The 24,690-nt window shown below is 70.9% G+C and carries 13 protein-coding genes and 1 pseudogene; 6 read left to right on the top strand and 8 right to left on the bottom strand.

Features of this window, described 5'->3' with window-relative positions; genetic code table 11:
• The first annotated feature begins 27 nt into the window (after positions 1-27).
• On the top strand, positions 28-1,995 hold the full coding sequence (locus tag WMF29_RS42905; protein ID WP_437325830.1) for a zinc-ribbon domain-containing protein: 1,968 nt from the start codon (positions 28-30) through the stop codon (positions 1,993-1,995).
• A gap of 291 nt (positions 1,996-2,286) precedes the next feature.
• On the top strand, positions 2,287-4,464 hold the full coding sequence (locus WMF29_RS42900; protein ID WP_437325829.1) for a serine/threonine-protein kinase: 2,178 nt from the start codon (positions 2,287-2,289) through the stop codon (positions 4,462-4,464).
• A 4-nt stretch (positions 4,465-4,468) separates the two neighbouring features.
• On the opposite strand, the gene WMF29_RS42895 is transcribed toward WMF29_RS42900, so the two are convergent.
• Positions 4,469-5,362, bottom strand: a complete 894-nt coding sequence (locus tag WMF29_RS42895; RefSeq protein ID WP_437325828.1) for an FRG domain-containing protein — start codon at positions 5,360-5,362, stop codon at positions 4,469-4,471.
• 481 nt (positions 5,363-5,843) lie between these two features.
• Here WMF29_RS42895 and WMF29_RS42890 point away from each other — a divergent pair, with 481 nt between their 5' ends.
• On the top strand, positions 5,844-6,890 hold the full coding sequence (locus WMF29_RS42890; RefSeq protein ID WP_437325827.1) for an Rpn family recombination-promoting nuclease/putative transposase: 1,047 nt from the start codon (positions 5,844-5,846) through the stop codon (positions 6,888-6,890).
• 341 nt (positions 6,891-7,231) lie between these two features.
• Here the strand turns inward: WMF29_RS42890 and WMF29_RS42885 are convergent, their stop codons facing one another.
• Together WMF29_RS42885 and WMF29_RS42880 are read right to left on the bottom strand one after the other, a co-directional pair.
• On the bottom strand, positions 7,232-7,690 hold the full coding sequence (locus WMF29_RS42885; RefSeq protein ID WP_437325826.1) for a hypothetical protein: 459 nt from the start codon (positions 7,688-7,690) through the stop codon (positions 7,232-7,234).
• A gap of 498 nt (positions 7,691-8,188) precedes the next feature.
• On the bottom strand, positions 8,189-8,518 hold the full coding sequence (locus tag WMF29_RS42880) for a DUF6968 family protein (protein WP_437325825.1): 330 nt from the start codon (positions 8,516-8,518) through the stop codon (positions 8,189-8,191).
• Positions 8,519-9,185: 667 nt separating this feature from the next.
• On the opposite strand from WMF29_RS42880, the gene WMF29_RS42875 reads away from it, so the two are divergent.
• On the top strand, positions 9,186-9,623 hold the full coding sequence (locus tag WMF29_RS42875) for a hypothetical protein (protein WP_437325824.1): 438 nt from the start codon (positions 9,186-9,188) through the stop codon (positions 9,621-9,623).
• Positions 9,624-9,721: 98 nt separating this feature from the next.
• Here the strand turns inward: WMF29_RS42875 and WMF29_RS42870 are convergent, their stop codons facing one another.
• Both WMF29_RS42870 and WMF29_RS42865 read right to left on the bottom strand, forming a co-directional pair.
• A complete protein-coding gene (locus WMF29_RS42870) occupies positions 9,722-10,690 on the bottom strand; it encodes an ATPase (protein ID WP_437325823.1) in 969 nt (322 codons plus the stop codon).
• Positions 10,691-11,569: 879 nt separating this feature from the next.
• A pseudogene (locus tag WMF29_RS42865) lies at positions 11,570-11,959 on the bottom strand (integrase core domain-containing protein); the annotation flags it as partial.
• 84 nt (positions 11,960-12,043) lie between these two features.
• Between WMF29_RS42865 and WMF29_RS42860 the strand changes: the two are divergent.
• Positions 12,044-14,749 carry a WD40 repeat domain-containing protein gene (locus tag WMF29_RS42860; protein WP_437325822.1) on the top strand — a complete coding sequence of 902 codons (2,706 nt, stop codon included), beginning with the start codon at positions 12,044-12,046 and terminating at the stop codon, positions 14,747-14,749.
• Between the two features lie 104 nt (positions 14,750-14,853).
• On the opposite strand, the gene WMF29_RS42855 is transcribed toward WMF29_RS42860, so the two are convergent.
• Positions 14,854-17,607, bottom strand: coding sequence for an nSTAND1 domain-containing NTPase (locus tag WMF29_RS42855; RefSeq protein ID WP_437325821.1), 2,754 nt, complete (start codon positions 17,605-17,607; stop codon positions 14,854-14,856).
• A 311-nt stretch (positions 17,608-17,918) separates the two neighbouring features.
• Here WMF29_RS42855 and WMF29_RS42850 point away from each other — a divergent pair, with 311 nt between their 5' ends.
• The gene (locus WMF29_RS42850; RefSeq protein WP_437325820.1) at positions 17,919-20,636 is read left to right on the top strand and encodes a hypothetical protein; all 2,718 of its coding nucleotides are present in this window, start codon (positions 17,919-17,921) and stop codon (positions 20,634-20,636) included.
• A gap of 73 nt (positions 20,637-20,709) precedes the next feature.
• On the opposite strand, the gene WMF29_RS42845 is transcribed toward WMF29_RS42850, so the two are convergent.
• Both WMF29_RS42845 and WMF29_RS42840 read right to left on the bottom strand, forming a co-directional pair.
• Positions 20,710-22,440 (bottom strand): DUF3344 domain-containing protein, encoded by a 1,731-nt coding sequence (locus tag WMF29_RS42845; RefSeq protein WP_437325819.1) that lies wholly within the window; start codon positions 22,438-22,440, stop codon positions 20,710-20,712.
• Entirely contained in the window at positions 22,437-24,269 is a 1,833-nt protein-coding gene (locus tag WMF29_RS42840; protein WP_437325818.1) for an OmpA family protein, read from the bottom strand. The genes WMF29_RS42845 and WMF29_RS42840 overlap by 4 nt, the downstream gene beginning before the upstream one ends.
• Positions 24,270-24,690: the final 421 nt, after the last annotated feature.

The raw sequence follows: 24,690 nt of genomic DNA, 5'->3' as shown, positions 1-24,690 counted from the left end.
TGCCGGAACGGGAAGGGCGACAGTCGCATGAAGATTACGTGTGAGTCGTGCCAGGCCAAGTACACGATTGCCGACGAGAAAGTCGCCGGCAAGACGGTCAAGATCAAATGCAAAAAGTGCAACCACTCCATGGTGGTCCACGGCGCGAATGAGGCTACCCCGGCCGCGCCGCAGGACGCGACCGCGGAGCAGCAGGGCGACCTGTCGGATGACGCCGAGGCGAAGCTCGTGGCCGACGCGGGCGGCGCGTCCCCGGCGGCGGCGCCCGACACGTGGACCGTCAACGTCGCCGAGGGCGACGAGCGGACCATGACGACCGCCGAGCTCGTGGCCGAGTACGCGCGCGGAGGCCTGAGCAACGACACGTACGTGTGGAAGGACGGGATGGGCGACTGGCTGCCGATCGCCAGCGTCCCGGAGCTCAAGGAGCGCTTCTCCTCGCGGGAAGACGCGGCTCCCGCGGCCGCAGCAGCCGTCGCCGCGGCGGCGCCAGCTGCCGCGGCGCCCGCGATCGCGACGCCTGTGTCAGCTGCAGCTGCGCCTGCCGCGGCGGCCGTCCCTGCTGCAGCTGCGCCGGCGGCCGCAGCGGCGCCTCCGCCCGCAGCGGTCTCTGCGCCTGCCGCCGCTCCAGCGCCTGCGGCTGCGCCGGTCCCCACGGCTCCGGCGCCTGCTGGGCTCAGGTTCGGGCCCGAGGGGACCGTGGTCATGAAGGACTCGCGGCGCGCCCTGAACCAAGCGGGGGCCGCGACCCCGGCGCCTGCAGCCGTCGCATCGGCGAAGGCCCCTGAAGCTGCGGCGCCGGCGAATCCAGCGGCCGCGGCGTCGGCGAATCCAGCGGCCGCGGCGCCGGCCCCAGACGGCGCAGCGGCGCCAGCGGCTGCGCGTCGCGCAGCCCGGGGGGCCGCGGTCGACGTCTTCAGCGCCGCGGAGCGCGCCGAGGACCCCGGCGCGTCCGCCCCGCCGCCGGGCCTCGATCGCCAGGTGGGCGAGCGCAACGAGAACTCGGTCCTCTTCTCGCTCTCGGCGCTCACCGCGACCGAGAACGCCGCGGCCAAGCAGAAGGAAGAAGACGAGCTCCCGTCGGGCCGGCGTCCCTCGAACCGCCCCTCGAAGAACAACGGTCGAGCCGGCTATGACGACCTGCTGAACCTCGGCGGCGGCCCCATCGCCTCCGCGCCGATGCTCGCGCCGCCGCCGTTGCTCGCGCCGGTGACGGACTCGCGGCCGCCTCCCTCGATGCCGTTTCCGTCCAAGGCGTCGGTGCCGCCCGCGTCGCTTTCGTCGCTCTCTCCGCTCGCGGCGCCGGAGGCCTCGCCCAAGAAGGGCCGCACCGGTCTCATCGCGGCCGCGGTCGCCGCGGTCGTGCTGATCGGCGGCGTCGCCTTCTTCTTCATGCAGTCGCCGAAGCCGGAGACGTCGACGGCCACGCCGGAGCAGGCGAACACCGCCCCCGCCGAGGTGCCGAGCCCTGCGCAGACGCCGGCGCCGGCGCCGACGCCCGCCGAGACCGCTGCGGCCGCAACGCCGTCCACGGCGGAGACGGCGGCGCCGTCCGCGGAGCCCACCGCCAGCGCCGAGGCGCCGAGCGCCGCGACGCCTGCTGCCGCTGCGGCGGAGAAGCCGGCGTCGGCGCCCGCCGCCGCGGCGGAGAAGCCGGCGTCGGCGCCCGCTGCCGCGGCAGAGAAGCCGGCGGCATCGAAGCCGGAGCCGGCGGCGTCCGGCGGCGCCGAGTTCAACCGTGGCGCCGCGAGCTCGGCGCTCGGCGCCGCCGCTGGCTCTGCCAAGAGCTGCAAGAAGGCCGGCGGACCGACCGGGACCGGGAGGGTCAAGGTCACCTTCGCGCCGAGCGGCAGCGTCACGTCGGCTGAAGTCCAGGGGGCGCCGTTCGCCGGGACCAGCGTCGGCGGATGCGTCGCCAGGCTGTTCCGCGGCGCGCGGGTGCCTGCCTTCGGCGGGGGCCCGGTCTCGGTCAGCAAGTCCTTCACCATCAACTGATCGCGGTTCCAGCGCGGGCGCTCCCGCGCTTCGATTGGGTTGCCGCCTCCTCGATGGGTCCGCCGGAGTATCGAGCGAGGTTGGCTGCCATGAAGGAGGGGTCGATAGGACCCTGAGCACTCGCGCGGCTCCGGGCTGCTCGGGCAATTGCCACCTCGATGCAGCTGAACCGCAAGGGTTCGCGCGCGGCGCTTCCGCGAGCTCCTGCGGGCGACAAGGTCGTTGCGGAGGCAGCACCCTTTACTCGGCCGGGCTCCCGCTTGCGGTCCATTCCGCGTAGCATCGTGCCCCATGACGCTCGTCCTTCGGAGCAGCGCGCCGGACCTCCGCGATCTCGCCCAGGGCCGGCCCGTGCTCGCCGACGCTCGCACCGGCGCGCCCTCTGGGCTGCGCCTGTTACGGTGGATCGGCGCGGGCGGCATGTCGGCGGTGTTCCTTGCCGAGCGGGATCCGACGGTTGCATCGCGTCTCCTCTCCGACATCGCGCCGACGCTCCTTGCCGTGAAGATCGTCAAACCCGAGACGGAGCACGGGCTCGCTCAGCTCGGGATGAGCAGCATGGACGTCGCCCTCCGCGAGATCGAGGCCCTCGTGCGGGTGAGGAACCTGCGTCCACCGAGCGAGTTCGTCATCGGCCTTTACGGCAGCGGCAGCGCGCTCGTTCAGCTCGAGAACGATTCGGCGCTCTCCTTGCCCTGGATCGCACTCGAGCACGTCGAGGGATCGAACGCTGGGACGACGCTGGCCGAGCGGATCGAGCTCGCCGGGGAGGGTGGCGTCGACCCGGTGCGGGTTCACCGGCTGGCGCGCGGGATGATCGAGGGTGTACGCGTGCTGCACCGACTCGGCGTCATCCACCGCGACCTGAAGCCCAACAACGTCTTCGTAGCTGGCCCCGTGGACGTCGAGACCCCGAAGATCGCCGACTGCGGCATCGCGCGGGTCGAGGGGCTGCGGCTCGCCACGGTGCAGGCGATGACGCCAGGTTACGGCGCGCCCGAGCAGAGCCTCTCGGCGCTGCGGCCGAGCCACCAGAACCCGTTGGTCGGACCGTGGAGCGACGTTCACGCGCTCGCCGCGACGATCTTCTTCGTGATCGCCGGCGAGGAGTGGTGCCGCTCGGAGCCGGCCTGGAACGCCGGCGAGCGCCGCAGCTTGCGCACGTCGCGGCGGCTGCACCGGGGCTTCCTCGCGGATGGTGACCTGCTCGAGGCGCTCGACCGGGCGCTCCGCACGGGCGCGTCGCCGAAGCTGCCGCCGGGGACCTGGGATCGGGAGGGCGCGAGCTTCTACGAGCGGCGCGCGCGCCAGCTCTTCGGTGCGTCGGTGTTCGGCGATGCGCCGGCGCGGTATGCGAGCGTGGACGAGCTCGCCGCGGCGGTCTTGTCGCCGCTCGAGGCCGTGGCGGCGCGGTGGATCGAGCGCGAGAGCAAGGGGCAGCGGCCGGTGACGCAATTCCGGCGGACCCGGATGGTCGCGTCGGACGAGGGCGCGCACGCCGCCGTGGAGGTGGTTCCGCCGTCGTCGATCCCCGGCGGTCGCGCGCTGCTCCTCGCGCCGGGCGAGGTCGTCTTCCAGCCGGGGACCTTCGCCTTCGCGTGCAGCGGCGGCGGCCTCTACTGCTTTTCTCAGCGGGAGCCGCAGCTGTTCGAGGTGGAGGTGCCGGAGGAGGTGCTCCCATCCCTGGCCGCGACGAGGTGGCTCGCGCGCGGGCCGGGTGGCGGCGTCGCGCTGGTCGGCCCGGCGCACGTGCTCCTGTTCCGCGGCACCCTGTTTCGCGACGCCGATTTCGCGCTCATGCCCCTGCCGCGTCGCGCGGGTGGGGGCGCGGTCGGGCCCATCGTCGCCGTGCTGGGCGACGGCCGCACGTTCGGCGTCGTGACGGCGGAGACCGACGACGGCGAAGGCGGCCCGGAGCTGTGGTTGTCGCAGGACGGCGAGCGCTGGAGCGACCCGTTGCTGTTGCTGCTCAGGGGCGAGGTCCACGCCGTCGCATCGGGGCCGCTCGGCTTCTTCGTGGCTGGCGGTTACCGGGGCAAGCGCGGCCGGGCGATGTGGCTCGGCTACGATGGCAAGGCGCAGGTGTTCGCGACGGGCATGACCGACGCGCCGCCGCTGGAGGTGGCCGTCGCCGGCGCCGACGGCGCGGCGTGGGCCGCGGGCGCCGGGGTGGTCATGCGCTTCGATCAGAGCGGCGCCGCGATGGAGGCGTCGGAGGGCGGCGGCCGCCCGGTGGCGATGGGCCTCGACGAGGACGGGGTGCCGTGGCTCGTGACCGAGCGCGAGGTGCTGCGCCGGCACGGCGCGGGGGTGCCGGTCTGGAAGCGGTACCACGCGCAGCCCGAGGGCGCGCCCGGGCTTGTGGCGATCGGCTTCCATCCGACCGGGGTGCGCGTGGTCGACGCGCTCGGCGGCGGCGTGGTGCTGCGGCCGGCGGATTTCGCGACGACGCTGCCCTTGGGCGGGTGAGGGCTTATTCCGCCCGCTGGCGCCGCCGGTCCTGCAGCTCCTCTTCGAGCTCGTCTCGCAGCTTCGCCCTGAGCTCCAGGCCGACCCCGGTCAGGTCCGGGAAGAGCACGCTCGCCGTCATTCCCTGGCTCGCGAGCTGCCTGCGGATGCCGTCTGCCGCCGCCCGGGGGATGATCACCTTGGTGAGCAGCTCTCGCCCGGACGACGCCTCGGCGCCGAGGATGGGCGCCAGGTGATCGAGCGCGAAATCGTGGTCGTTCCTCGATAGATAGACAGAGAAGATCCCCTGTTGCCGCTCGATGCGGGCCACGTCGAGCGGGGCCCGGAACACGACGAGCGCGGAGTCGACGGCGGGCGGCGCGGCCGTGGCGTCCTCGCGGGGCAGGATGCTCGACACGGGCGTGAAGAAGGGCGGTGTCCTGCCGCCGAGGAAGGAGCGGAGGTTCTCGATCCGGAAGGCGCCTTCCGGGAGGCGCCGGCCGAGCGCCGCGGGAAAGGGGTAGTCCGAGAGGTTGAGTCGATAGATGGCCGCGTCGTCGGGCGAGCGCTCCGAGAGCGCGAAGAACGCCGCGACGAGGGGGTTATAGGTCCAGTCGAGAAGGCGGGTCGGTACGCCGTGGTGCTGGGCGAGGCACAGGGCGCGCCACTCGTCGGCGAGGACGTCCGGCTCGCCGCGCGCCGCCAGCCGAAAGCGGCGCGCGATGTCGCGCTCGCGCGGGCCGAGCCACTCGCCGTCGACGGGCTCCAGCGGGGGCGAGGTGCGCTCCACGTCGCGGTAGAGCGTCGGCACCAGGCTCCACGCGGCGCTCGCGTGGCCCCGGTAGCAGAACCGCGAGCCGGGCGCGGCTTCGAGGAGGGCCATGAGCTCGGAGAGGCGGGAGATGTGGAGGGTCTGCACCTGGGAGGAGGATACGGCAGGTGAGGCGGGCGTGACCAGGGCTGAGCGGAGCGGGCGATCTGGGCCCGAGGCGAACCGCTCCGAGGCGACCCGAACCAGGTTGGGTTGGCAGCACTGGCGTGCGCGAAAGACGATTGAGAGATGAGATGGTTTGCCTCGCCGTAATTGCGCGACACCGTTCGATGTCATCTCATGAATCGCATCCAAAAATAGATTTCTTTTTCATGGTCAATCCATCTGTGACTTGCTAGCGAATCGGCCTCGGAGACGGCGCGCCGCCGAGCCCGTGTTCGGCGGCGCAAGGCCGACGTTTGTCCTTCCGCGCCGCGGAGGCGCTTGCCCCATCACGACGGCCGGCTGCACACGTCGGCCAGGCGCGGAGCTCCGGGCTTACGCGATGGCCATCGGCCGTGACGAGGCGGCGATGCGCGAGATCGGCGAGCTCGCCGGCACGGAGAGCGCGGGCGGGGAGTGAGTCTCGATGACGCCGACCCCTCACGACGCCCTGTTCAAGTCCACGTTCAGCCAGCCGGAGCACGCGGCCGGGGCGCTGCGCGAGGCGCTGCCGGCGGCGCTTGCGGCCCAGATCGACTTCGGGTCGCTGACGCTGCAACCTGGCAGCTTCATCGACGAAGCGCTCGTGGCGAGCCACAGCGACCTGCTCTTCACCGCGAGGCTGGAGCAAGGGTCGCGGTTCATCTACGTGCTCTTCGAGCACCAGAGCACGATGCACCCGCTGATGGCGTCCCGGCTGCTCGCGTACATGGTGCGGATCTGGCAGGGCTACCTGGAGCGTCACCCCAAGGCGACGCTCCTCCCGGGGATCCTGCCGGTGGTGCTGTATCACGGCGCGATTGCCTGGAACGCGCCGGTTTCGTTCCAGGATCTGCTGGATGTGCCGCCGGAAACGCTGGCGCAGATGGCCGAGCATGTGCCGCAGTTCTGTTTCGTGCTGGACGACATCAGCCACGAGACGGACGAGGCGCTGCGAGCGCGGGCGATGACGGCGCTGGGGCGGGTGGTGCTGTGGTGCTTCCGGCATTCGAGCGACTTCGACGAGCTGGTGAAGCTCCTGCCGGCGTGGCGCGACGTACTCGAGGAGGTGCGTCGGGCGCCCAGCGGAGGGGCTGCGCTCGCGCGCTTGTGGCATTATATGTTCAGCATCGCCGACCTGCGCGACCCCGAGAAAGTGCTGAAGGCGCTGCTCGCGGCGGCGGGACCGGAGGCCAAGGAGGAGATCGTGACCATCGCAGATTACCTTCGCGAAGAGGGGCGCCGGGAGGGCCGGCTAGCGGGCGAGCGAGAGGGCCGGCTGGCGGGCGAGCGAGAGGGCCGGCTGGCGGGCGAGCGAGAGGGCCGGCTCGAAGGGCAGCGGAGCACGTTGCTGAAGCAGCTCCGGCTGCGCTTCGGCGAGCTGCCGGAGCCGATCGAGGCGCGCATCGGCGCCGCGGATGCCGCGCAGATCGAAGGCTGGACCGAGCGCGTGATCACCGCGCCTACGCTCGACGACGCGCTGACCGAGCGCTGATGCGGTGCCCCCGCTCGACGACACGTTGGCCGAGCGCTGACGCGGCTCCCTCGTGCATGTTGTCTCCAGCGTCGCGTGTCGCCGGGACACCGCGGGGACGTTGGCGCTCGAATCGATGCGCGCGCCGTTGGTGGGCCGATGCTGATTGCACCAAGAGACGGCGTCTCCTGCATTTCCGGACGATCGATCAGAGCTACCGACGCTGGGCGGAGACTCGGGCGCCGCAGGTCCTCACGGCGCCCGAGGTGAGTCAGCTGCCGGGAGCTCTCCGGGACCGGCGCTGGTCGGTCGGACGTCGGGCGGGCTCGGGGTCGTCCCTCAGGGATCCGTGAACCCCGAGCTCAGGGCGATTCCCCGTCATCGCCCGCCTCGTCGTCACCCGACTCGCCCTCCTCCGACTCGCCGTCTTCCGGCTCGGCCTCCTCCGACTCGCCGCCATCCTCCCCCTCCTCTTCTCCTCCGCCGTAGGCGCCGCGGGAGGCTGGGAACGGCGCATAGTCCTTCATCTTGTCGGTGCCCGCGTACCAGTACTCCGCGGCGGCGCGCAGCCTCCGCTCGGCGTTCACGACGAGGGTGTACACGGCGTCGCGGAGCTTGCGCGAGCGCACCGTCTCGAGAGAGAGCGTCTTGTCGGCGAGCATGCGCGCGAGCGCCGGCGAGAGCTCGCGGAGGCGGTCCGCCGCGGCGGCCTCTCCGCGAGGCGCCTTTTGAACGGCCTCCGCGTGCTCGGAGCAGAGCAAGAGGAGATCGGAGGCGTCCTGGACCAGGTCCGCGTCGCCGCTGCCCGCCCGGATCGCCATGAGCCGCTTTTGACCTTCGGGGCTCTTCTTGAAGCGGAGATCGAAGAAGCGGAGGAGCGATTGCTTGATCTGGGCGGCCTCGGCGGCCGGCTTCTCGAAGGCCGCGGGACGCGATGATCACCGACAGCGCGCTCGGCACGAGCATTGTCAGCCGGGGGGTGAACCATTTTTCGCGAGTAGAGGCGGGTCAATTCCCGCGAGTGCTGAAGCACCAGCGCCGCGCCGCCGCCCTGGAAGAGCGAGGCGAACACGCGCGCGGTGGCGCAGTACTCTCGGACGGGAGGTTAGGGCGCGGCTACCTTCGGCGAGGCGGCTCGCGGCGCGCGCCCACGCCGCTGCGGTCCGAGTTCACCCATGTGCTCCTCGTCGCCAGTGTCGAGCCGGAAGGTCGGGCCAAGGGGAAGCCAGCGCGGCTCACGCCTCGACCGCGACGCACGGGCCGCGAAGGACGTCGAGGTGCGCGTCAGCGAGCTCGGCCACGGCTCCACTGCACCGCACTCACGGCGCCGACGACCCAGCTTTCGGCTTCGTTAGTTTGAACTCTGGGAACCCGAGCCACTCGTCGCCCAGCCACGATATCCGGCCCACGTCCTCGTATTTGACGAGCATTGAAGGAATCAAGAAGAGCGCGCTGTAGAGCGCCTGGAATCCGTCGATGCCGACTCCATGGGATTTGTCGGTGTCCCCCGCACCGTCGACCTCCACGTCAGCTTCCCAGTACATCACGGATGGCCTATGTTCTGGCGCCCAAACTCGCACGTGGATGCGTTCTTGGGTACCGTTCGGAAGTGTCAGCACGAGGGTGCGCTCCGCGATCAGGTCCGGCATGACGGCCACCTAGCGCCCGCGTCGTTGATGTCAAGCGCACGTGCTCAGCAGTAGCTCAGGCATCGCTGCATCCCAATCTTGCGCGCTTTTTCGCAGATGCTCAACGGGAGCCTGATCTGGTGCTCTTCACAGTACAGCTGCCATCGCGATACGAGCGCCATGCATGCCGTAGGGCAACTGGAGCGGCACTTTGCCTTGCCTGCGCCTCGACCTTCGCTGCTCTCTCCCAAACAATGGGCCGTTTCTGGAGGCGTAAAGAGCGTGTCTTGCATCGCCGCTCCACACATGAGCCTCCAGAAATTCCGCCCCCTCGTCGACTGCATCTTCACACCTGCCACGTGTCGCGAGAACCTCGCCGTCCTCTAGGGTCTCCTCCTCCAACACTGGTTCCGATTCGGGCAACGGATCAACTGTACACGCCGTAGCAAAACAAAAAATGAGAGCTGTGGTGATGATGTTGAGAGCTCGCATGCCATGCCCTATTGCGACGCGTGTGCCTGGCTCAAGTGTGCTGCTGAGGCGCGCCCATGAACACAAACCGTCTCGGCTTCTCAAGCTTCAGAATGAAGGTGGTTGAACAGTCGTAACTCCGCCGAACGGCTTAAGGGTGCAAGGCGGCAGGTCTTGGACCTGGCGTCCGTTGGTAGCGGAACGCCCCTGGGTGGAGGTGTTCGTCAACCGATCGGCCGTCGGCGAGCTCCGCGCCGGGGCGGAGCTCGCCGACGGCCGCCCCGCACTACCTTGGTGGACATCGAACGGCGACGCCCTCGACAGCTCCCGCTGCACGAGCTCGCCGACCCACGACCGCGCCGAGCTCGGCGAGGCGGGCCGCGGCGCCGTCCAGCGGCGGCATGGGCGCGCCGAGGGGCGCCGGAGTTCGGGCGCCTCGCCTCCCGGCGAGGGTCATTTCCTCCAGGTAGAAGCGCAGCGCGAGCTCGGGGCCCTCGCCGGGCGGCGCAGCACGAACTCGGGGCCGTCGCCGGCGAGCTCCTCCAGCGCGCGTTCGGCGCCACGACCTGGAGTCGTGCTCCTGGAGCTCTGCGCGGCTGTCCAACCTGCCGCCATCACGCCCGCGGCGTCGTCGTGGAGCTCCACGTGTCGGTGATCATTACGTCCCGCGCGGTGAAGACCGCGGCCCCGTGCTCTCCGGGACCGGCGCTCGTCGGTTGGGGTCGTCCCGTCAGGGATCCGTGAGGCGCGAGCTCAGGGCGATTCCCCGTCATCGCCCGCCTCGTCGTCTCCCGACTCGCCCTCCTTCGCCACGCCCTCTTCCGGCTCGGCCTCCTCCGGCTCGCCGCCCTCCTCCCCCTCCTCTTCTCCTCCGCCGTAGGCGCCGCGGGAGGCGGGGAACGGCGCATAGTCCTTCATCCTGTCGGTGCCCGCGTACCAGTACTCCGCGGCGGCGCGCAGCCTCCGCTCGGCGTGTACGACGAGGGTGTACGCGGCGTCGCGGAGCTTGCGCGAGCGCACCGTCTCGAGAGAGAGCGTCTTGTCGGCGAGCATGCGCGCGAGCACTGGCGAGAGCTCGCGGAGGCGGTCCGCCGCGGCGGCCTCTCCGCGAGGCGCCATTTGAACGGCCTCGGCGTGCTCGGAGCAGAGCAAGAGGAGATCGGAGGCGTCCTGGACCAGATCCGCGTCTCCGCTGCCCGCCCGGATCGCCATGAGCCGCTTTTGCCCTTCGGGGCTCTGCTTGAAGCGGAGATCGAAGAAGCGGAGGAGCGATTGCTTGATCTGGACGGCCTCGGCGGCCGGCGTCTCGAAGGCCGCGGCGGCCCGCTCCTGGCGCTGCTGCGCCGCTTGCCAGCGCGATTGCACGACGCGCAGGAGCTCGATCTTCTCACGAAGCCCGCGGATCTCCTCGCGCGTGAGCGGAGCCTCGTCCTCGGCGAACGGCGTGCGCACGAGATCCGCCGCGTCGCGCTCGGCGGCGAGCTGAATGCGGCTCGACCAGATGACGCGTCGAGCGAGCTTGCCTGGGAAGGGCGAGGCGTTATCGCCGAGCGACTCGGCCTCCCGGAGCAGCTCGGCCTCGCGCTCGGCGCTCAGCGTGAACTCGGGCGCGCCGCCCGACGAGCGGTGCGCGCCTCCGGCGTCGCTCGAAGCGCGCGTGTTCTTGGTGTTCTTGGTGTTCTTGGTCCTGGAGGAAGCGGCGGTGGGTGCCTTCGTTGCCATGGCGATGAGTGTCTCCTTGTCGAGGTCAGCGCCCCTCCGAGCAGAGGCACGGTCGCTCAATGAGGGAATCGGTCGGCGCCAAGGCATCGGGTCACGGGAGAGCACGATACCGACGCTTTTGTCGCAAGGTCGCAAGGAGACAGAGGCGCCGCGCCAGCGGAGGCCGCGGCTGCGCAGCAGGGGCGACAGCCGAAGGCGTCGAGGCATGGCAACGCAGCTCACAAATTTGGCGCGCAGGAAGGTTGCCGGGGCGGCGCAGGAGCCATGTGATCGTAGGATAGGACACGGAAATGGGTGCGGAGGAGGGTTGCCGGGGCGGCGCAGGAGCTACGCGATCGTGCGATAGGACACAAAAATGGATGCGCAGGAGGCTCGCGGGGGCTGCGCAGGAGGGCGCCGCGGCGGCGCAGGAGGGGCGCCGGGACCGCGCAGCGGGACCGCCGGGGTTGCGCAGGAGGGCGCCGAGGCCGCGCAGGAAGGTCGCCGGGCGTGCGCAGGAGGGTCGCGGGGGGTGCGCAGGAGGGTCGCGGGGGCTGCGCAGGAGGGCGCCGAGGGGGCGCAGGAGGGTCGCCGGCACCGCGCAGCAGGACCGCCGGGGTTGCGCAGGAGGGCGCCGAGGCCGCGCCGGAGGGTCGCCGGGCGTGCGCAGGAGGGTTGAACGACCGGGAGCCCTGGTAACACTTCTGACCGGGAGCCGCGGTGACGCTTCCGTGCGCTACGGGCCCCTGCTCCGGGAGGACTGGAAACAGGGACCGGACCCTCGTCGACGCGACTCGCTCGCCGCGCTCTCTCGGACCGCCAGGATCCGACCACGAGCCGCTCTCCGCGGTCTCGGTGCACGCGAGCTTGTCCGCACGGTCCGGCGTGCGAGCGCGAAGGTCACCGTGCCTTGGCGCGCTGCGGCTCCTTGTTCTTCAGGGGGACCTGCGGGAGCAGAACCGGGCCGTAGTACAGCTCCCAGATGTCGTCTGCGATCGGAAGCAGCCCCATCGGCTCACCGGCGATCAGCTTGAAAACGAAGCTCTGCCCGCCCCCGAACTGCAGCTGTCCCGTGCTGCCGATGCGTCGAACGGTTGTCGTGTTCGGACACCCCGGCGACGAAGGCTTGCGTGGCATCGTCCGCCGCGACGGCGTGTAGCGCGAAGCTGGCGTCCTCTGCCCGAGTGTCTCGTGGGGGCGCTGGTCGTTGTACTCGTGCCGGAAGCGGTCGAAGACGCGCTGCCGCGCTGCGAGCCTGGCTTCGGGCGGCGATGTCGCCTCCGCACCAAGGGGCGACCCGACCGAGGTGGGTCAACATCGCCGCCCCGGCCCAGGAGTGCACACATGCTGACGCCGCGGTGATAGCCTGGCGCAATGCGGCGTGCGTTGCGTCCGAGCTCCTGGTTGCTGTTCGGCCTGCTGGTGCTGCTTTTCGCCTGCTCCGGCTCTGCTCCACCGCTGTCGGAGAAGCTTCCTGTGGCCGGGACGGCGCAGCGCTCACCGCCGCCCCCGGATCCATGCCAGACCGCCGGGGAGCTGCGCAAGCTGGTGCCCGCGCTGCTGGGCAAGGGCCGGCTGGATCGGACGGTGCGTGTCATCGCGAAGGCCAACCGGCTGTGCCCTGCGATGGCGGCGGCGACGTGGGCCGCGGAGGTGGAGACGCTGGCGGAGCTGGGGCGTTACGCCGAGGCGCGGCGGGTGGCGCAGGAGATCGAGGCGGCGGGGTCGGCGCCGGAGGACGCCCGGCAGGCGGCGACGGCGGCGATAGAGAAGAGCGCGCGGCTCGACAGGAGCTTTGCCGAGACGGACGAAGCCAAAGCGGAGATGCGCCGGCTGTATTGGGAGGCCGAAAGGCTGTCCGCGAAGGGCGATGAGGCCTCGCTGAGGGGCGCGATGGAGAAGTTCGTGGCCGCGTGGGAGGCGTGGCGGCCGAACGGACAGGCGCTGGTCGCCGCGGGGGAGTGTGCGAGGAGGGTCGGAGAGGGGGCCTTGGCGCAGCGGCTGTTCGACCGGGCGATGGTGGACCTGGAGAAGGCGACAGGGAAGGGACTTTCGCTGGAGATGCCCAATGGAGGCTCCGCTCTCTCCGTTGCCTGGTCGCCGAACGGGAAGCGTCTGGCCATAACCGACCGGGCGGAGATTTCGATCGTCGATACCACGACATGGAGGGAGCGAACTCGCCTGCGGGGGCACACCCATTGGGTGACAGAGGTGACGTTTTCGCCGGACGGCAAGCGGCTCGCGTCCGGGTCCGAGGACAGGAGAGTGCGGTTGTGGGATGCGAGCACGGGGGAGCTGCTCAAGACCCTGGAGGGGCACACCGAGGTCGTGGAAGCGGTGTCGTTTTCGCCGGACGGCAAGTGGCTCGCGTCGGGGTCCCGGGACATGAGCGTGCGGTTGTGGGATGCGAGCACGGGCGCGCAGCTCAAGACCCTGGAGGGGCACGCCGGTGACGTGACAGCGGTGTCGTTTTCGCCGGACGGCAAGCGGCTGGCCTCGGGGTCCGAGGACAAGAGCGTGCGGTTGTGGGATGCGAGCACGGGGGCGCTGCTCAAGACCCTGGAGGGGCACACCCATTGGGTGAGGTCGGTGTCGTTTTCGCCGGACGGCAAGCGGCTCGCGTCCGGGTCCTCGGACCAGAGCGTGCGTTTGTGGGATGCGAGCACGGGCGCGCAGCTCAAGACGCTGAAGGGGCACACCGAGGTCGTGGAAGGGGTGTCGTTTTCGCCGGACGGCAAGCGGCTGGCCACGGGGTCCTGGGACAATAGCGTGCGTTTGTGGGATGCGAGCACGGGGGCGCTGTTCAAGACCCTGGAGGGGCACACCAATTGGGTGACGTCGGTGTCGTTTTCGCCGGACGGCAAGCGGCTGGCCTCGGAGTCCTCGGACAGCGTGCGGGTGTGGGATGCGAGCACGGGGAAGCTGCTCAAGACCCTGGAGGGGCACGCCGGTGACGTGACAGCGCTGTCGTTTTCGCCGGACGGCAAGCGGCTGGCCTCGGGGTCCGAGGACAAGAGCGTGCGTTTGTGGGATGCGAGCACGGGGGCGCTGCTCAAGACCCTGGAGGGGCACACCGATTGGGTGACGTCGGTGTCGTTTTCGCCGGACGGCAAGCGGCTGGCCTCGGGGTCCTTGGACAGGAGCGTGCGGTTGTGGGATGCGAGCACGGGCGCGCAGCTCAAGACGCTGGAGGGGCACACCCACGTCGTGGACGCGGTGTCGTTTTCGCCGGACGGCAAGCGGCTGGCCACGGGGTCCTGGGACAATAGCGTGCGTTTGTGGGATGCGAGCACGGGGGAGCTGCTCAAGACCCTGGAGGGGCACACCGGTTGGGTGGAAGCGGTGTCGTTTTCGCCGGACGGCAAGCGGCTCGCGTCCGGGTCCTCGGACCAGAGCGTGCGTTTGTGGGATGCGAGCACGGGCGCGCAGCTCAAGACCCTGAAGGGGCACACCCATCAGGTGCACGCGGTGGCGTTTTCGCCGGACGGCAAGCGGCTGGCCTCGGGGTCCGGCGATGAGACGGTGCGTGTGTGGGATGCGAGCACGGGCGCGCAGCTCAAGACCCTGGAGGGGCATGCCCATGACGTGCACGCGGTGGCGTTTTCGCCGGACGGCGAGCGGCTCGCGTCGGGGGCCGGGGACGCGAGCGTGCGGTTGTGGGATGCGAGCACTGGCGCGCTGGTCAAGACCCTGGAGTGGCATGCCCATCTGGTGCGCGCGGTGGCGTTTTCGCCGGACGGCAACGTGCTGGTGTCCGCTCTCCTAGACGGCTCGACGATGCTCTTTCGCGTCTCCGATGGCAGCCAACTTGCCGCGCTTCGCGCCATCAAGGAACAGGACGCCGGTTATATCTTTACCAGCGAGCACATCGACTTCACGGGGTCCAATCGATGTGCTGCCCGCGACTATCCCATCTGCCGCTTCGGTCCCCTCAGCTTCCCCATCGACGTGTGCGAGGAGCGCGTCTACGTCAAAGACCTGTTCGCCAAGGTCCGGGCCGGCGACACCTCCTTTGCCGAACCGGAGTACGTGATCGAGCCGATCCCGTGCGCGGCCGATTCTGTCGCATCGGAGCAGTGACGCCGGCGGAACCCGTGCGCCACGCGATGGCCTGGGTCAATGCGGCACCCGTACAGCAGGCGCCAGCCGTGGGAGCCCGGCCAGAGCACGCAGGTAGAGCAGGCTCACGGCGGATCCCCAGCAACCGTACCCACCGCCGGTGTCGCCGTCAAAGATCGGTTCGGCCGGGAACTCGGGTCCCCGCGCTCGTTCCGCTTGTTGCGGATGCTCTCCTGGATGGCCTCGAACTCCGCCTTGGTCTTCGCGCCTTTCAGTTTCACCTCGAGCTCATTGAGGTCCTTCTTGAACTGATCCCGCGCCTTCGCTGCGTCACGCTCCGCCTCCAGCGCCTTGGCCTCGCTGTCCTTGGCCCTGGCCTCGCTGTCCTTGGCCCTGGCCTCGGTGTCCTTGGCCCTGCTCTCGTTCTTCCTGGCCAGCGTGGCCTGCGCGTTCGCCTCCGCCTCCTTGGCCTTGATGTCCTGCGCGTACTTCCACCCCCCCGCCAGCGCGAGCGCCACGACGACAAGCCCCGCCGCCCCCGTCACCATCTTGCCCCGCAGCTCGACGACGCGCCCCCGGTGCACGAACGCCTGCGCCCGCTCCGACAGCGTGACCCGCCCCGAGCGCGCGAGGTCTTCCGCCGCGATGAGCCGCCGCTTCTTCCAGAGCAGCGAGTCGTCCCGCTCCGCCTCATGCCGCTCCGCCGCCTGCTCCAGCTCCTCGGCCAGCGAGCGATCCCCCCGCGCCTCGTCCAGCCATCGCCGCAACGTGCCCCATTGCGACAGGAGCGTCTCGTGGGCGAGCGTCAGCCCCGACTCCTCGCGCACCAGGATCCTCGCCTCCTCCAGCGCGCCGACGACGTCCCGTGCCTCCGGCCCCACCTCGCGCAGCAGCGCCTCCAGCCTCCGCTCCGCGCGCGTTCCCTGGACCGTGGTCATCGCGAGCAGCACGGCGCGCACACGCTCTGCAGGCACCCTCCCCGAGAGCGCACGCACGGTCGCGTCCGCATGCCGCTCCAGCGCGCCCCCGACCCCGCCGATCTCCAGCAAACCTGCGCGCGTGATCTTCTTCCTCTCCCGGTCGCGCTTCTTCCACAGCTCCGTCAGCGCGAACTGCACGAGCGGCATCGCCGCGCGTGCCTCCCGGAGCTGCCGCGATACCTCCTCGCGCAGCGCCTCATCCTCGAATCCAACCCCGTACGCATCGAGCGCCTGCTCGATGATCTCCCCCCACGCCTTGTCGCCGACCGGCGCGATCTGGAGCAGCCCTCGCGGCAACACCCGCCCGAGCTCCGGAAGCGCGAGCAGCGGATCGAGCAGATCCCGCCGCGCGGCCACCAGCGCGCGCACCCCCGGCACGGGCGGCTCCGCGATCGCCGCGAGCAGGCGCGAGGCCCACGCGGCCGAGTCCCCGGCGCTCACCGTGACGAGCTCCTCGAGCTGATCCACGACGAGCAGCGTCCCGCGCGACTCCGTCTCGGCGCGCGCAGCGAGGGCCGCCGCCGTCTGCTCAGGCGAGCGCTCCGCCGCGTCGGGGACAACGTCGCTCAGCGCCGCCGCGATCGCGGCGCGCGGATCCACGCCGGGCGACGCGATCCGCACATCCCACGCTTTCATCCACCCGCCGAGCCCGCCGTCCGCCGCGACAGGCCCCACGCCCGCGCGCGCGAGGCTGCTCTTGCCGCTGCCCGAAGGCCCCACGACGGCCACGAGCCCCCGGCTTCGCAGCATCTCCACGGTCGCGGCGATCTCCGCGGACCGGCCGAAGAACACGTCGCGATCCTCCCGCTCGAAGCGCCCGAGACCGCGGAAAGGTCCCCACTCCTCCGCAGGTAGGCTGCGCACCCGGCCCCCGATCTCGCCGCGCAGCCGCTCGAGCGCGATCGCGACGACCTCCGCAGATCGCGGGCGCTTGTCGCGGGTAGGCGACAGCAGCGCATCCACAAGCTTCGCGACCCCCGGCGGCACCTCCGGCGCGACGTCGCCGAGGCGCGGCGCCGCTTCGCTGCCGTCCAGCACCTCCCCGCGCAGGCCGCCCCGTTCTCCCGTCGCAATGACCGCCGGCAGCTTGCCGGTGATGCACTCGAAGAGCGTCGCCCCGAGCGCATACAGATCGCTGGCCGGCGTCGCGGGCAATCCCTCGCCCACACACGCCGGATCGATGTACCCGACGGTCCCGCTCGGGAAGAGCCCGCCGCTGCTCCCTCTGACCTCCTCGCCGCCCTCGATCGTGGCCATCGTCAGCGTCGACATGTCGGTGCCGAGCGCGTCGGGCGGCAGGTGGCCGAGCCTCACGCGCACGCCGCTCCGCTCCTTGCCGCTCCTCCTGCGCGCGCTCCCGAAGGCGATGCCGAAATCGATGAGCTTCACATGGCCGTGCGCCTCGAGGATGTTGTCGGGCTTGACGTCCCGGTGCACGAGGCCGGCCCGGTGCACGGCCGACAGCGCCGACGCCACGGCGGCGCCGATCGACAGCACCTTGGCGAGAGGGATCGCTTCGCGCTTCCGGATGCGCTTCGCGAGCGAGTCCTCCTCGACGAGCTCCATCACGAGGCCCATCACCGTCGGGTGCTCCGGATCCTCGACAAGGCGATGGAACCGCACGATGTTGGGGTGCTCCACCTGGCACAGGAGCCGCGCCTCCTCGATCACCTGCGCCCGCGGCTGGCGCGCCTCATCGGGCACGAACAGCTTGATCGCCACCCGGCGGATCTCGACCTCGATATCGCGGTCGCGGTAGAGCTCCCGCGCGAGCGCCACGGGCGCGAACCCGCCCTTGCCCAGCTCCCTCACGAGCTGGAACGGGCCGATGCGGCCTGGATTCGCCCGATCGAGCAGCTTCTCGAGCGGCTTGCGCCGGTCGCGATCAGCGGGGCTCATGGACTGCTGGAACCCCGGAAGGCCTTTGCACGCGTCGAGCATCGAGCACCCCCCGAGCACCGCCGGTACGACGGTGAGCCTCCGACAACCCGCCGCTTCTCGGCGTCTACCCCCGGCTCCGGCATGCTGCATGTAGGATACCGGCCACGGCGCCAGAGGGGAAGGAGGCCCGCGGGAGAGGGGCGGGGTATGCCGCGCTCCGCGGGACGTGGCCCGGCGCGGCAGGGAGAACCGCCGGCTGGCCGCCGCCGTGCAATTCGCCGGAGCGAAGCGGCGCAGTGAGGCTGACACCGCAGTGGTAGCCTCGCGCGATGCGGCGTCCGCTGGGTGCGACCTTCTGGTTCTTTTTCTTTTGCAGCCTGCTGGTGCTGCTCCTCGCCTGCTCCGGATCTGCACCGCCGCAGCCGGTAGAGCCGTCCGCGGCCGGGACGGCGCAGCGTCCGCCACCACCGATGCCGCCAGATCCATGCCAGTCAGCCGGGGAGCTGCGCAAGCTCGTGCCCACGCTGCTCGGCAAGGGCCGGCTGGATCGGACGGTACGTGTCATCGGAAAGGCGAACCGGCTGTGCCCTGCGACGGCCGCGGCGACGTGGGCAGCGGAGGTCGAGACGCTGGCGGAGCTGGGACGTTACGCCGAGGCGCGGCGGGTGGCGCAGGAGATCGAGGCGGCGAGGTCGGCGCCGGAGGACGCCAGGAAGGCGGCGACGGCGGCGATGGAGAAGAGCGCGCGGCTGGACAGGAGCTTTGCGGATACGGACGAGGCCAACGCGGCGATGCGCCGGCTGTACGGGGAGGCCGACCGGCTGTACGCGAAGGGCGATGAGGCGTCGCTGCGAGGCGCGATGGAGAAGTTCGTCGCCGCGTGGGAGGCGTGGCGACCCAACGGGCAGGCGCTGGTTGCCGCGGGGGAGTGCGCGAAGAGGGTAGGGGATCGGCCCATGGCGCAGCGGCTGTTCGATCGGGCGATGGTGGACCTGGAGAAGGCGACGGGGGAGGCGCTTTCGCTGGAAGTGCCCGATGGATTCTCAGGTCCTGTCGCCTCGGTTGCCTGGTCGCCCGATGGGACGCGTCTGGCCGTTGCTCACGGAGGTGAGATTTCGATCGTCGATACCACGACTCGGAGGGAGCGAGCTCGCCTGCGGGCGCACTCCATGCTGGTGAATGCGGTGGCGTTTTCTCCGGACGGCAAGCAGCTCGCCTCGGGGGCCAGGAGCGGGGTCGTGCAGCTGTGGGAAGGGAGCACGGGAGCGCTGCTCAAGACCCTGGAGGGGCACACCGGCGGGGTGACAGCGGTGGCGTTCTCGCCGGACGGCAAGCGGCTCGCCTCGGCGTCTGACGATGGGACGGTGCGGCTGTGGGAAGGGCGCACGGGAGCGCTGCTCAAGACCCTGCAGGGGCGTGGGGTGACAGCGGTGGCGTTCTCGCCGGACGGCAAGCGGCTCGCGTCGGGGTCCAGCAGCGGGGTCGTGCAGCTGTGGGAAGGGAGCAGAGGAGCGCTGCTCAAGACGCTGGAGGGGCACACCGGTGGGGTGATAGCGGTGGCGTTCTCGCCGGACGGCAAGCGGCTCGCCTCCGGGGCTACGGACAATACCGTGCGGCTGCGGGAAGCGAGCACGGGCGCGCTGCTCGCCACGTTGAGCGGGCACCCCCGCCGGCTGCTCACGGTGGCGTTTTCGCCGGACGGCAAGCGGCTCGCCTCGGGGGCCACGGACAAGACCGTGCGGCTGTGGGAAGCGAGCACGGGCGCGCTGCTCAAGACGCTGGAGGGGCACACCGATGGGGTGACAGCGGTGGCGTTCTCGCCGGACGGCAAGCGGCTCGCCTCGGGGTCCGGGGACAAGAGCGTGCGGCTGTGGGAAGGGAGCACGGGAGTTCTGCTCACCACCCTGAGGGGACACACAAGCCCTGTGACGGCGATGATGCTTTCGCCGGATGGCAAGCGGCTCGTCTCGGGATCTCATGATGGGACGGTGCGGCTGTGGGAAGGGAGCACGGGCGCGCTGCTCAAGATGCTGAAGGGGCACACAGATGGAGTGACGGCGGTGACGTTGTCGCCGGATGGCAAGCGGCTCACATCGGGAGCCTTGGACAATACCGTGCGGCTGTGGGACGTGAGCACGGGCGCTCTTCTCAAGGACCTGAAGGGGCACACCAGCCTGGTGAGCACGGTGGCGCTGTCGCCGGATGGCGCGCGGCTCGCCGCGGGGTCCTGGGATGCGACCGTGCAGCTGCGGGAAGCGAGCACGGGCGCGCTGCTCAAGACGCTGGAGGGGCACGCCGGCGGGGTGACAGCGGTGGCGTTCTCGCCGGACGGCAAGCGGCTCGCCGCGGGGTCCTGGGACAAGATCGTGCGGCTGTGGGAAGCGAGCACGGGCGCGCTGCTCAAGACGCTGGAGGGGCACGCCGACGGGGTGACAGCGGTGGCGTTTTCGCCGGACGGCAAGCGGCTCGCCTCGGGAGATCTGGACGCTACCGTGCGGCTGTGGGAAGCGAGCACGGGCGCGCTGCTCAAGACGCTGGAGGGGCACGGCCGCGGGGTGACAGCGGTGGCGTTCTCTCCCGACGGCAAGCGGCTCGCCTCGGGAGATCTGGACGCTACCGTGCGGCTGTGGGAAGCGAGCACGGGCGCGCTGCTCGAGATTCTGGAGGGGCACACAAGCCGGGTGACGGCACTGGCGTTCTCGCCGGATGGCAACGTGCTCGTGTCCGCTGCAGAAGACGGATCGGCGATGCTCCATCGCGTCGCCGGCGGGAGTCGACTCGCCACGCTCCGCGCCATCGAGGACAAGGACGCCGGCTACGTCTTCACCCGCGAGCACATCGACTTCACGGGGGCCGATCTGTGCGCCGCCCGCGTCTACCCGATCTGCCGCTTCGGTCCGCTGGCCTTCCCCATCGACGTGTGCGAGGAGCGCGTCTACGTCAAGGACCTGCTCGCGAAGGTCCAGGCCGGAGACACCTCCTCTGCCGAGCCGGAGTACGTCGCCGACCCGAGCCCGTGCGCGGCCGCTTCCGTCGCGTCGGAGTGACACACACGGCCGTGCGCCACGCGACGACCCCCTCGCCGCGCGCTACGCCCGCGACGACCCCCTCGCCGCGCGGCTATGCCCTCCGCCGCCGGCAGAGCAGACCCGCCAGCGCGAGCCCGGCGAGCCAGCCGGCGCTCCCATCCCGGCCTCGCGGGCTCGCCGCGCAGGGGCCGAGCATGCCGCTGCCGGCCGCATAGAAAGCCTCCGGCACCACGGCCACCTCGGTCGGCGGCGCGCCCGGGGCGTCGCCGTTGCCGTCCGTCGGATCGTCGCTGACCGGCGCGCCGAACGCGCCCGCCGCGGCGATCTTCGCCTGGTTCTTGATGAGGTCCGGCGCGTCCGCGTCGACCGTCACCTCGAAGCGCACCGTGACGCTGCCGTCGACAGGGATGCTCCCGCCTCGCGCGCTGTCCGCCCCATCCCCGAGCCAGAACGTGACGGTCCGCGTCGCGGGATCGTACTGCCCGAGGTCGTCGCCAGGCGCGTCCGTCTGGGGACCGGCGTTCGGCCCGTCGACGATCGACAGCGAGCCAGGGACGAACGTCACCCCGGCAGGCAGCGCGTCCGTCAGCACCGCGCCCACGGCCTCGTCATTGCCCGTGTTCGTCGCCGTGATGCGGTATTCGATGGCGTCTCCGCGGTAGGTCGGCAGCCCGCCGAGATCCGTGGCCACCTTGCTCGATTTGCTGAAATCAGGCCCGTAGTTGGAGATCGACGTCACCCACCCCGCGAGGAAATAGAGCTCGTCCTTGCTCGTGGCGACGAGCGTGGCCCGATCGTCCCCCGGCTTGAGCTTCGCGCTGACATCGACGATGTCGATGTCGACCCCCGACATGCTCTGAGGCGTGCCCGGGATCCTCGGGAGATCGCCCTCCACCGACACCGCCTTTCCGAGCGCCGAACGGGTGCTGTTGAAGAAGTTGTCCGCGGGGTTCAGCTCGTCGCTCAGCGCCTCGGCCAGGTCGGGCTTCCCCGGGTTCTTCGGGTTGAAGAACACGCTGTCGCCGGTGTTCGAGTTGTCGCCCTCGAACGCGACGATGCCCAGCTTCGCGACGAAGCCGGCGTCGGGCACCTTGAAGCCCGAGAGCTCGACCTGCTGCCATCCCACGTCGGAGACCCGGTCGAGCCCGTCGAACAGCGCGAGGTTGCGCATCGGCGATCTCGGCGCCTCGTAAAACACCACCATCCACCACGCGACGAAGACCACGTCGTCGTCGCTGTCCCTCACGTCGACGACGTCCACGCCGCCTACCCGGTAGGCCCCGGCGCCGCTCTCCTTCACGATCGAGGTGATGTCGGCGACGGACTGGTAGTTGTGCGACTCGTTGGGTTTCCCCTGGTTGATCACCGTCTCGACCGAGTCGATGGCGGTCACCGTGCCGTCGTAGCCGCCCTCGTGGTGGAGCTCCGCGTCCGGATCGGCGCCGGCGGTGTTGCGCGCGGCCCAGTACAGGAACGCGTGCGTCACCGTCGCCCCCTCGGGCAGCGTCAGCACAGCGGTCGTGCGCGCCATCTCCGGGGTGATATCGAGGCTCGCCTCCGCCCTGCCGTCCGCAGGCGAGTCGGACCGCCAGAAGAGATCGGGCCCCGACTCGACGGTCGACTGGCCGCATGCGCCCACCGTGCCCTCCGTGGGCCTCGGCGTCGCGGAGCGGCACTCCTGCCCGAGCGAGCTCCCGATGAGGGCGAAGTCGCCCTGCTGATCGACCTGTACGCGCAGCTTGGGCTCGGCCGTCGCGCTGGCGGTCGTGAGCCCGATCAGCGTGAGGGACGCGAGCCCCGTGATGCTCAACTGCCTTCTCATCGATCCTCTCCGGTCTCGGCCTGCGGCTTGTACGCGGCCTGCTTGATGATGTTGAACTGGACTCGTCGGTTCCGCTGCCTCCCGGCCTCCGTTGCGTTGTCGTCGATGGGCTGGTCCCGGCCGTAGCCCTGGGCCGTCAGCCGCGTCGAGTCGATGCCCCGGCGGACCAGCGCCGCCATGACGGAGTTGGCGCGGTTCTGCGACAGGACCCTGTTGTGCTCCACGGTGCCCCGGTTGTCGGTGTGACCCTGGATCTCGATGAGCTCGATCTCCGGGTGCTCCTTCAGCACCTCGGCGACCTCGTCGAGCAGCGGATCGCTCACCGGCTTGATGGAGGCCTTGTCCGTGTCGAACTGCACCTGCTGGAGGATCACGACGTGCTTCTCGGTCACCCGCACCGCCTTCGGGCAGCCGTTCTTCTCGGGGTCAGGATCCGCGAAGCCCTTCTCCCTCGGGCAGGCGTCCTTGTCGTCGCGGAACGAGTCGCCGTCCGTGTCGCGCGGGCAGCCGTTCTTCTCCGGGTTCTTCGAGCGGAACCCCTTGATGTCGGGGCACGCGTCCTCGGCGTCGGCCACGCCGTCGTCGTCCTGGTCCGGCGGGCAGCCGTTCTTCTTCGGGTCGTCGCTGCGCACGCCGGCGACGGCGGGGCAGGCGTCCTCGGCGTCGACGATGCCGTCGGCGTCGCGGTCCGGCGGCGGCGGGCAGCCGTTCTTCTTCGGGTCGTCGCTGCGCACGCCGGCGATGGCGGGGCAGGCGTCCTCGGCGTCGACGATGCCGTCGGCGTCGCGGTCCGGCGGCGGCGGGCAGCCGTTCTTCTTCGGGTCGCCGCTGCGCACGCCCGGCACGCTCGGGCACGCGTCTTCGGGGTCGCCGATGCCGTCCCTGTCCTGGTCCATCGGCTGCTCCGGCGTGAAGGCGGCCATCGCGACGGCGCGCACGTCCGGCGTCCCGATCCCCGAGGTGATCCCCGGACCGACGCCGATGCCCGCCTCCATGAAGGGCAGGAATCGATACCTCGCGTCGAGGAGGAGCTCCGCGTTGGTCGAGCGGCTGCTGAGGTCCTCCAGCACCATCGCGGCGCTGAGCTCCGGCCCCACCTGGAGCCGGCCGTCCGCGGCGAGGAACCCGACGCCGCCGCCCAGCGTGAGCATCGTCCCCTGCGCCACGCCGCCGAACGACTGGGAGCGCCGGACCTCCGTGCCCAGCGCGGTCGACCAGACGAGCCGCTCCATGCGGCCGCCCACCGCGACATACGGCATCGCCCGGACGCTCCCGTCGCTCACGAACGAGTCGTCCGCGCCGGTCGGCAACCAGAGGTACGCGCCGACGGCGAGCTGGAACGGGTCATGGTACGTACCATGGAGCTGCACGCGCGCGCCGAGCCGCACGTCGCCGAGCGCCGCGCCGCTCGGCGACGGGAACTGCTGGCCGCCGCCGCTCGGGCTCTCGCCCGACTGCACCGCGGTGAGCGGCGCATCGAGGTCGAAGCTCACCTTGTTCCAGAGCGGGAGCGACGCGCCCAGGCGGAACGTGAGCTGATCGCTGACGACCGCGCCGATCTCCGCGCCGTCGCGCTCGCGCCGCAGGACCAGCGGGTTGCTCGCGTAATCGGCGAGCAGCATTACATGCGGCGTGAGGTGCCCTGCCGCGAACGGCGACGGCACGCTGAACATGCGGTCCCCGGCCGGCGCCGGCACGAAGCGGCTCAGGGCCATGCCCCCGGGGTTGACCGGCGCGTCCTGCGCGCGCGCAGGCGCGGGGAGGAGGAGGAGGGCGACGACGAGAGCGGCCAGCGCGGCGGCAAGCGAACGGAGAGCCCAAAGTCTCATGAGGTGGCACCCTGCATCGGCGGGTTTCGCATGACGATATAAGACGCTGTCGCGGACGAGTATACAGGTCGGCAAGTGCGGAGTCTTGAGCAACGAGCGACGTCGACGGCATGTTCGTAGGACTTGCGCGCACCTCCCCGGACCATTCCCCGACCATTCCGCGCCACCCCCAGCGCAATCCCCGATCCGCTGAACGAACGAGAGGCTATCGCGCGCGGGCGGCGCGCGCTCCATCGCAGCGACGCCGCGGCGAGCGGGCCGTGCCGCTGCAGCGCGGCCGCGCTCGCCGCGGGCCTCTGCCCGCGTGGCACAACAAGACAGGAAATCAGGCCAGTCGACCTCGGCGAAGAGCGCTTATCCCGCGCTGCCCGCCGGACGACTGGAGGAAGAGAGGGACCGTCGAGTCGACGAGAGGGCCGGG

Source organism: Sorangium sp. So ce381, assembly GCF_051473845.1.
GTDB lineage: Bacteria > Myxococcota_A > Polyangia > Polyangiales > Polyangiaceae > Sorangium > Sorangium atrum.
Note: the sequence above shows the minus strand (reverse complement) of the source record. Positions and strands in the feature narration are given on the sequence as shown.

What these genes read in the sequence shown, in the direction of transcription:
- WMF29_RS42905 (WP_437325830.1), top strand. Translation starts at nt 28, where the DNA reads ATGAAGATTACGTGTGAGTCGTGCCAGGCCAAGTACACGATTGCCGAC.
- WMF29_RS42900 (WP_437325829.1), top strand. Translation starts at nt 2,287, where the DNA reads ATGACGCTCGTCCTTCGGAGCAGCGCGCCGGACCTCCGCGATCTCGCC.
- WMF29_RS42890 (WP_437325827.1), top strand. Translation starts at nt 5,844, where the DNA reads ATGACGCCGACCCCTCACGACGCCCTGTTCAAGTCCACGTTCAGCCAG.
- WMF29_RS42885 (WP_437325826.1), bottom strand. Translation starts at nt 7,690, where the DNA reads ATGGCGATCCGGGCGGGCAGCGGCGACGCGGACCTGGTCCAGGACGCC.
- WMF29_RS42880 (WP_437325825.1), bottom strand. Translation starts at nt 8,518, where the DNA reads ATGCCGGACCTGATCGCGGAGCGCACCCTCGTGCTGACACTTCCGAAC.
- WMF29_RS42870 (WP_437325823.1), bottom strand. Translation starts at nt 10,690, where the DNA reads ATGGCAACGAAGGCACCCACCGCCGCTTCCTCCAGGACCAAGAACACC.
- WMF29_RS42860 (WP_437325822.1), top strand. Translation starts at nt 12,044, where the DNA reads ATGCGGCGTGCGTTGCGTCCGAGCTCCTGGTTGCTGTTCGGCCTGCTG.
- WMF29_RS42855 (WP_437325821.1), bottom strand. Translation starts at nt 17,607, where the DNA reads ATGAGCCCCGCTGATCGCGACCGGCGCAAGCCGCTCGAGAAGCTGCTC.
- WMF29_RS42850 (WP_437325820.1), top strand. Translation starts at nt 17,919, where the DNA reads ATGCGGCGTCCGCTGGGTGCGACCTTCTGGTTCTTTTTCTTTTGCAGC.
- WMF29_RS42845 (WP_437325819.1), bottom strand. Translation starts at nt 22,440, where the DNA reads ATGAGAAGGCAGTTGAGCATCACGGGGCTCGCGTCCCTCACGCTGATC.
- WMF29_RS42840 (WP_437325818.1), bottom strand. Translation starts at nt 24,269, where the DNA reads ATGAGACTTTGGGCTCTCCGTTCGCTTGCCGCCGCGCTGGCCGCTCTC.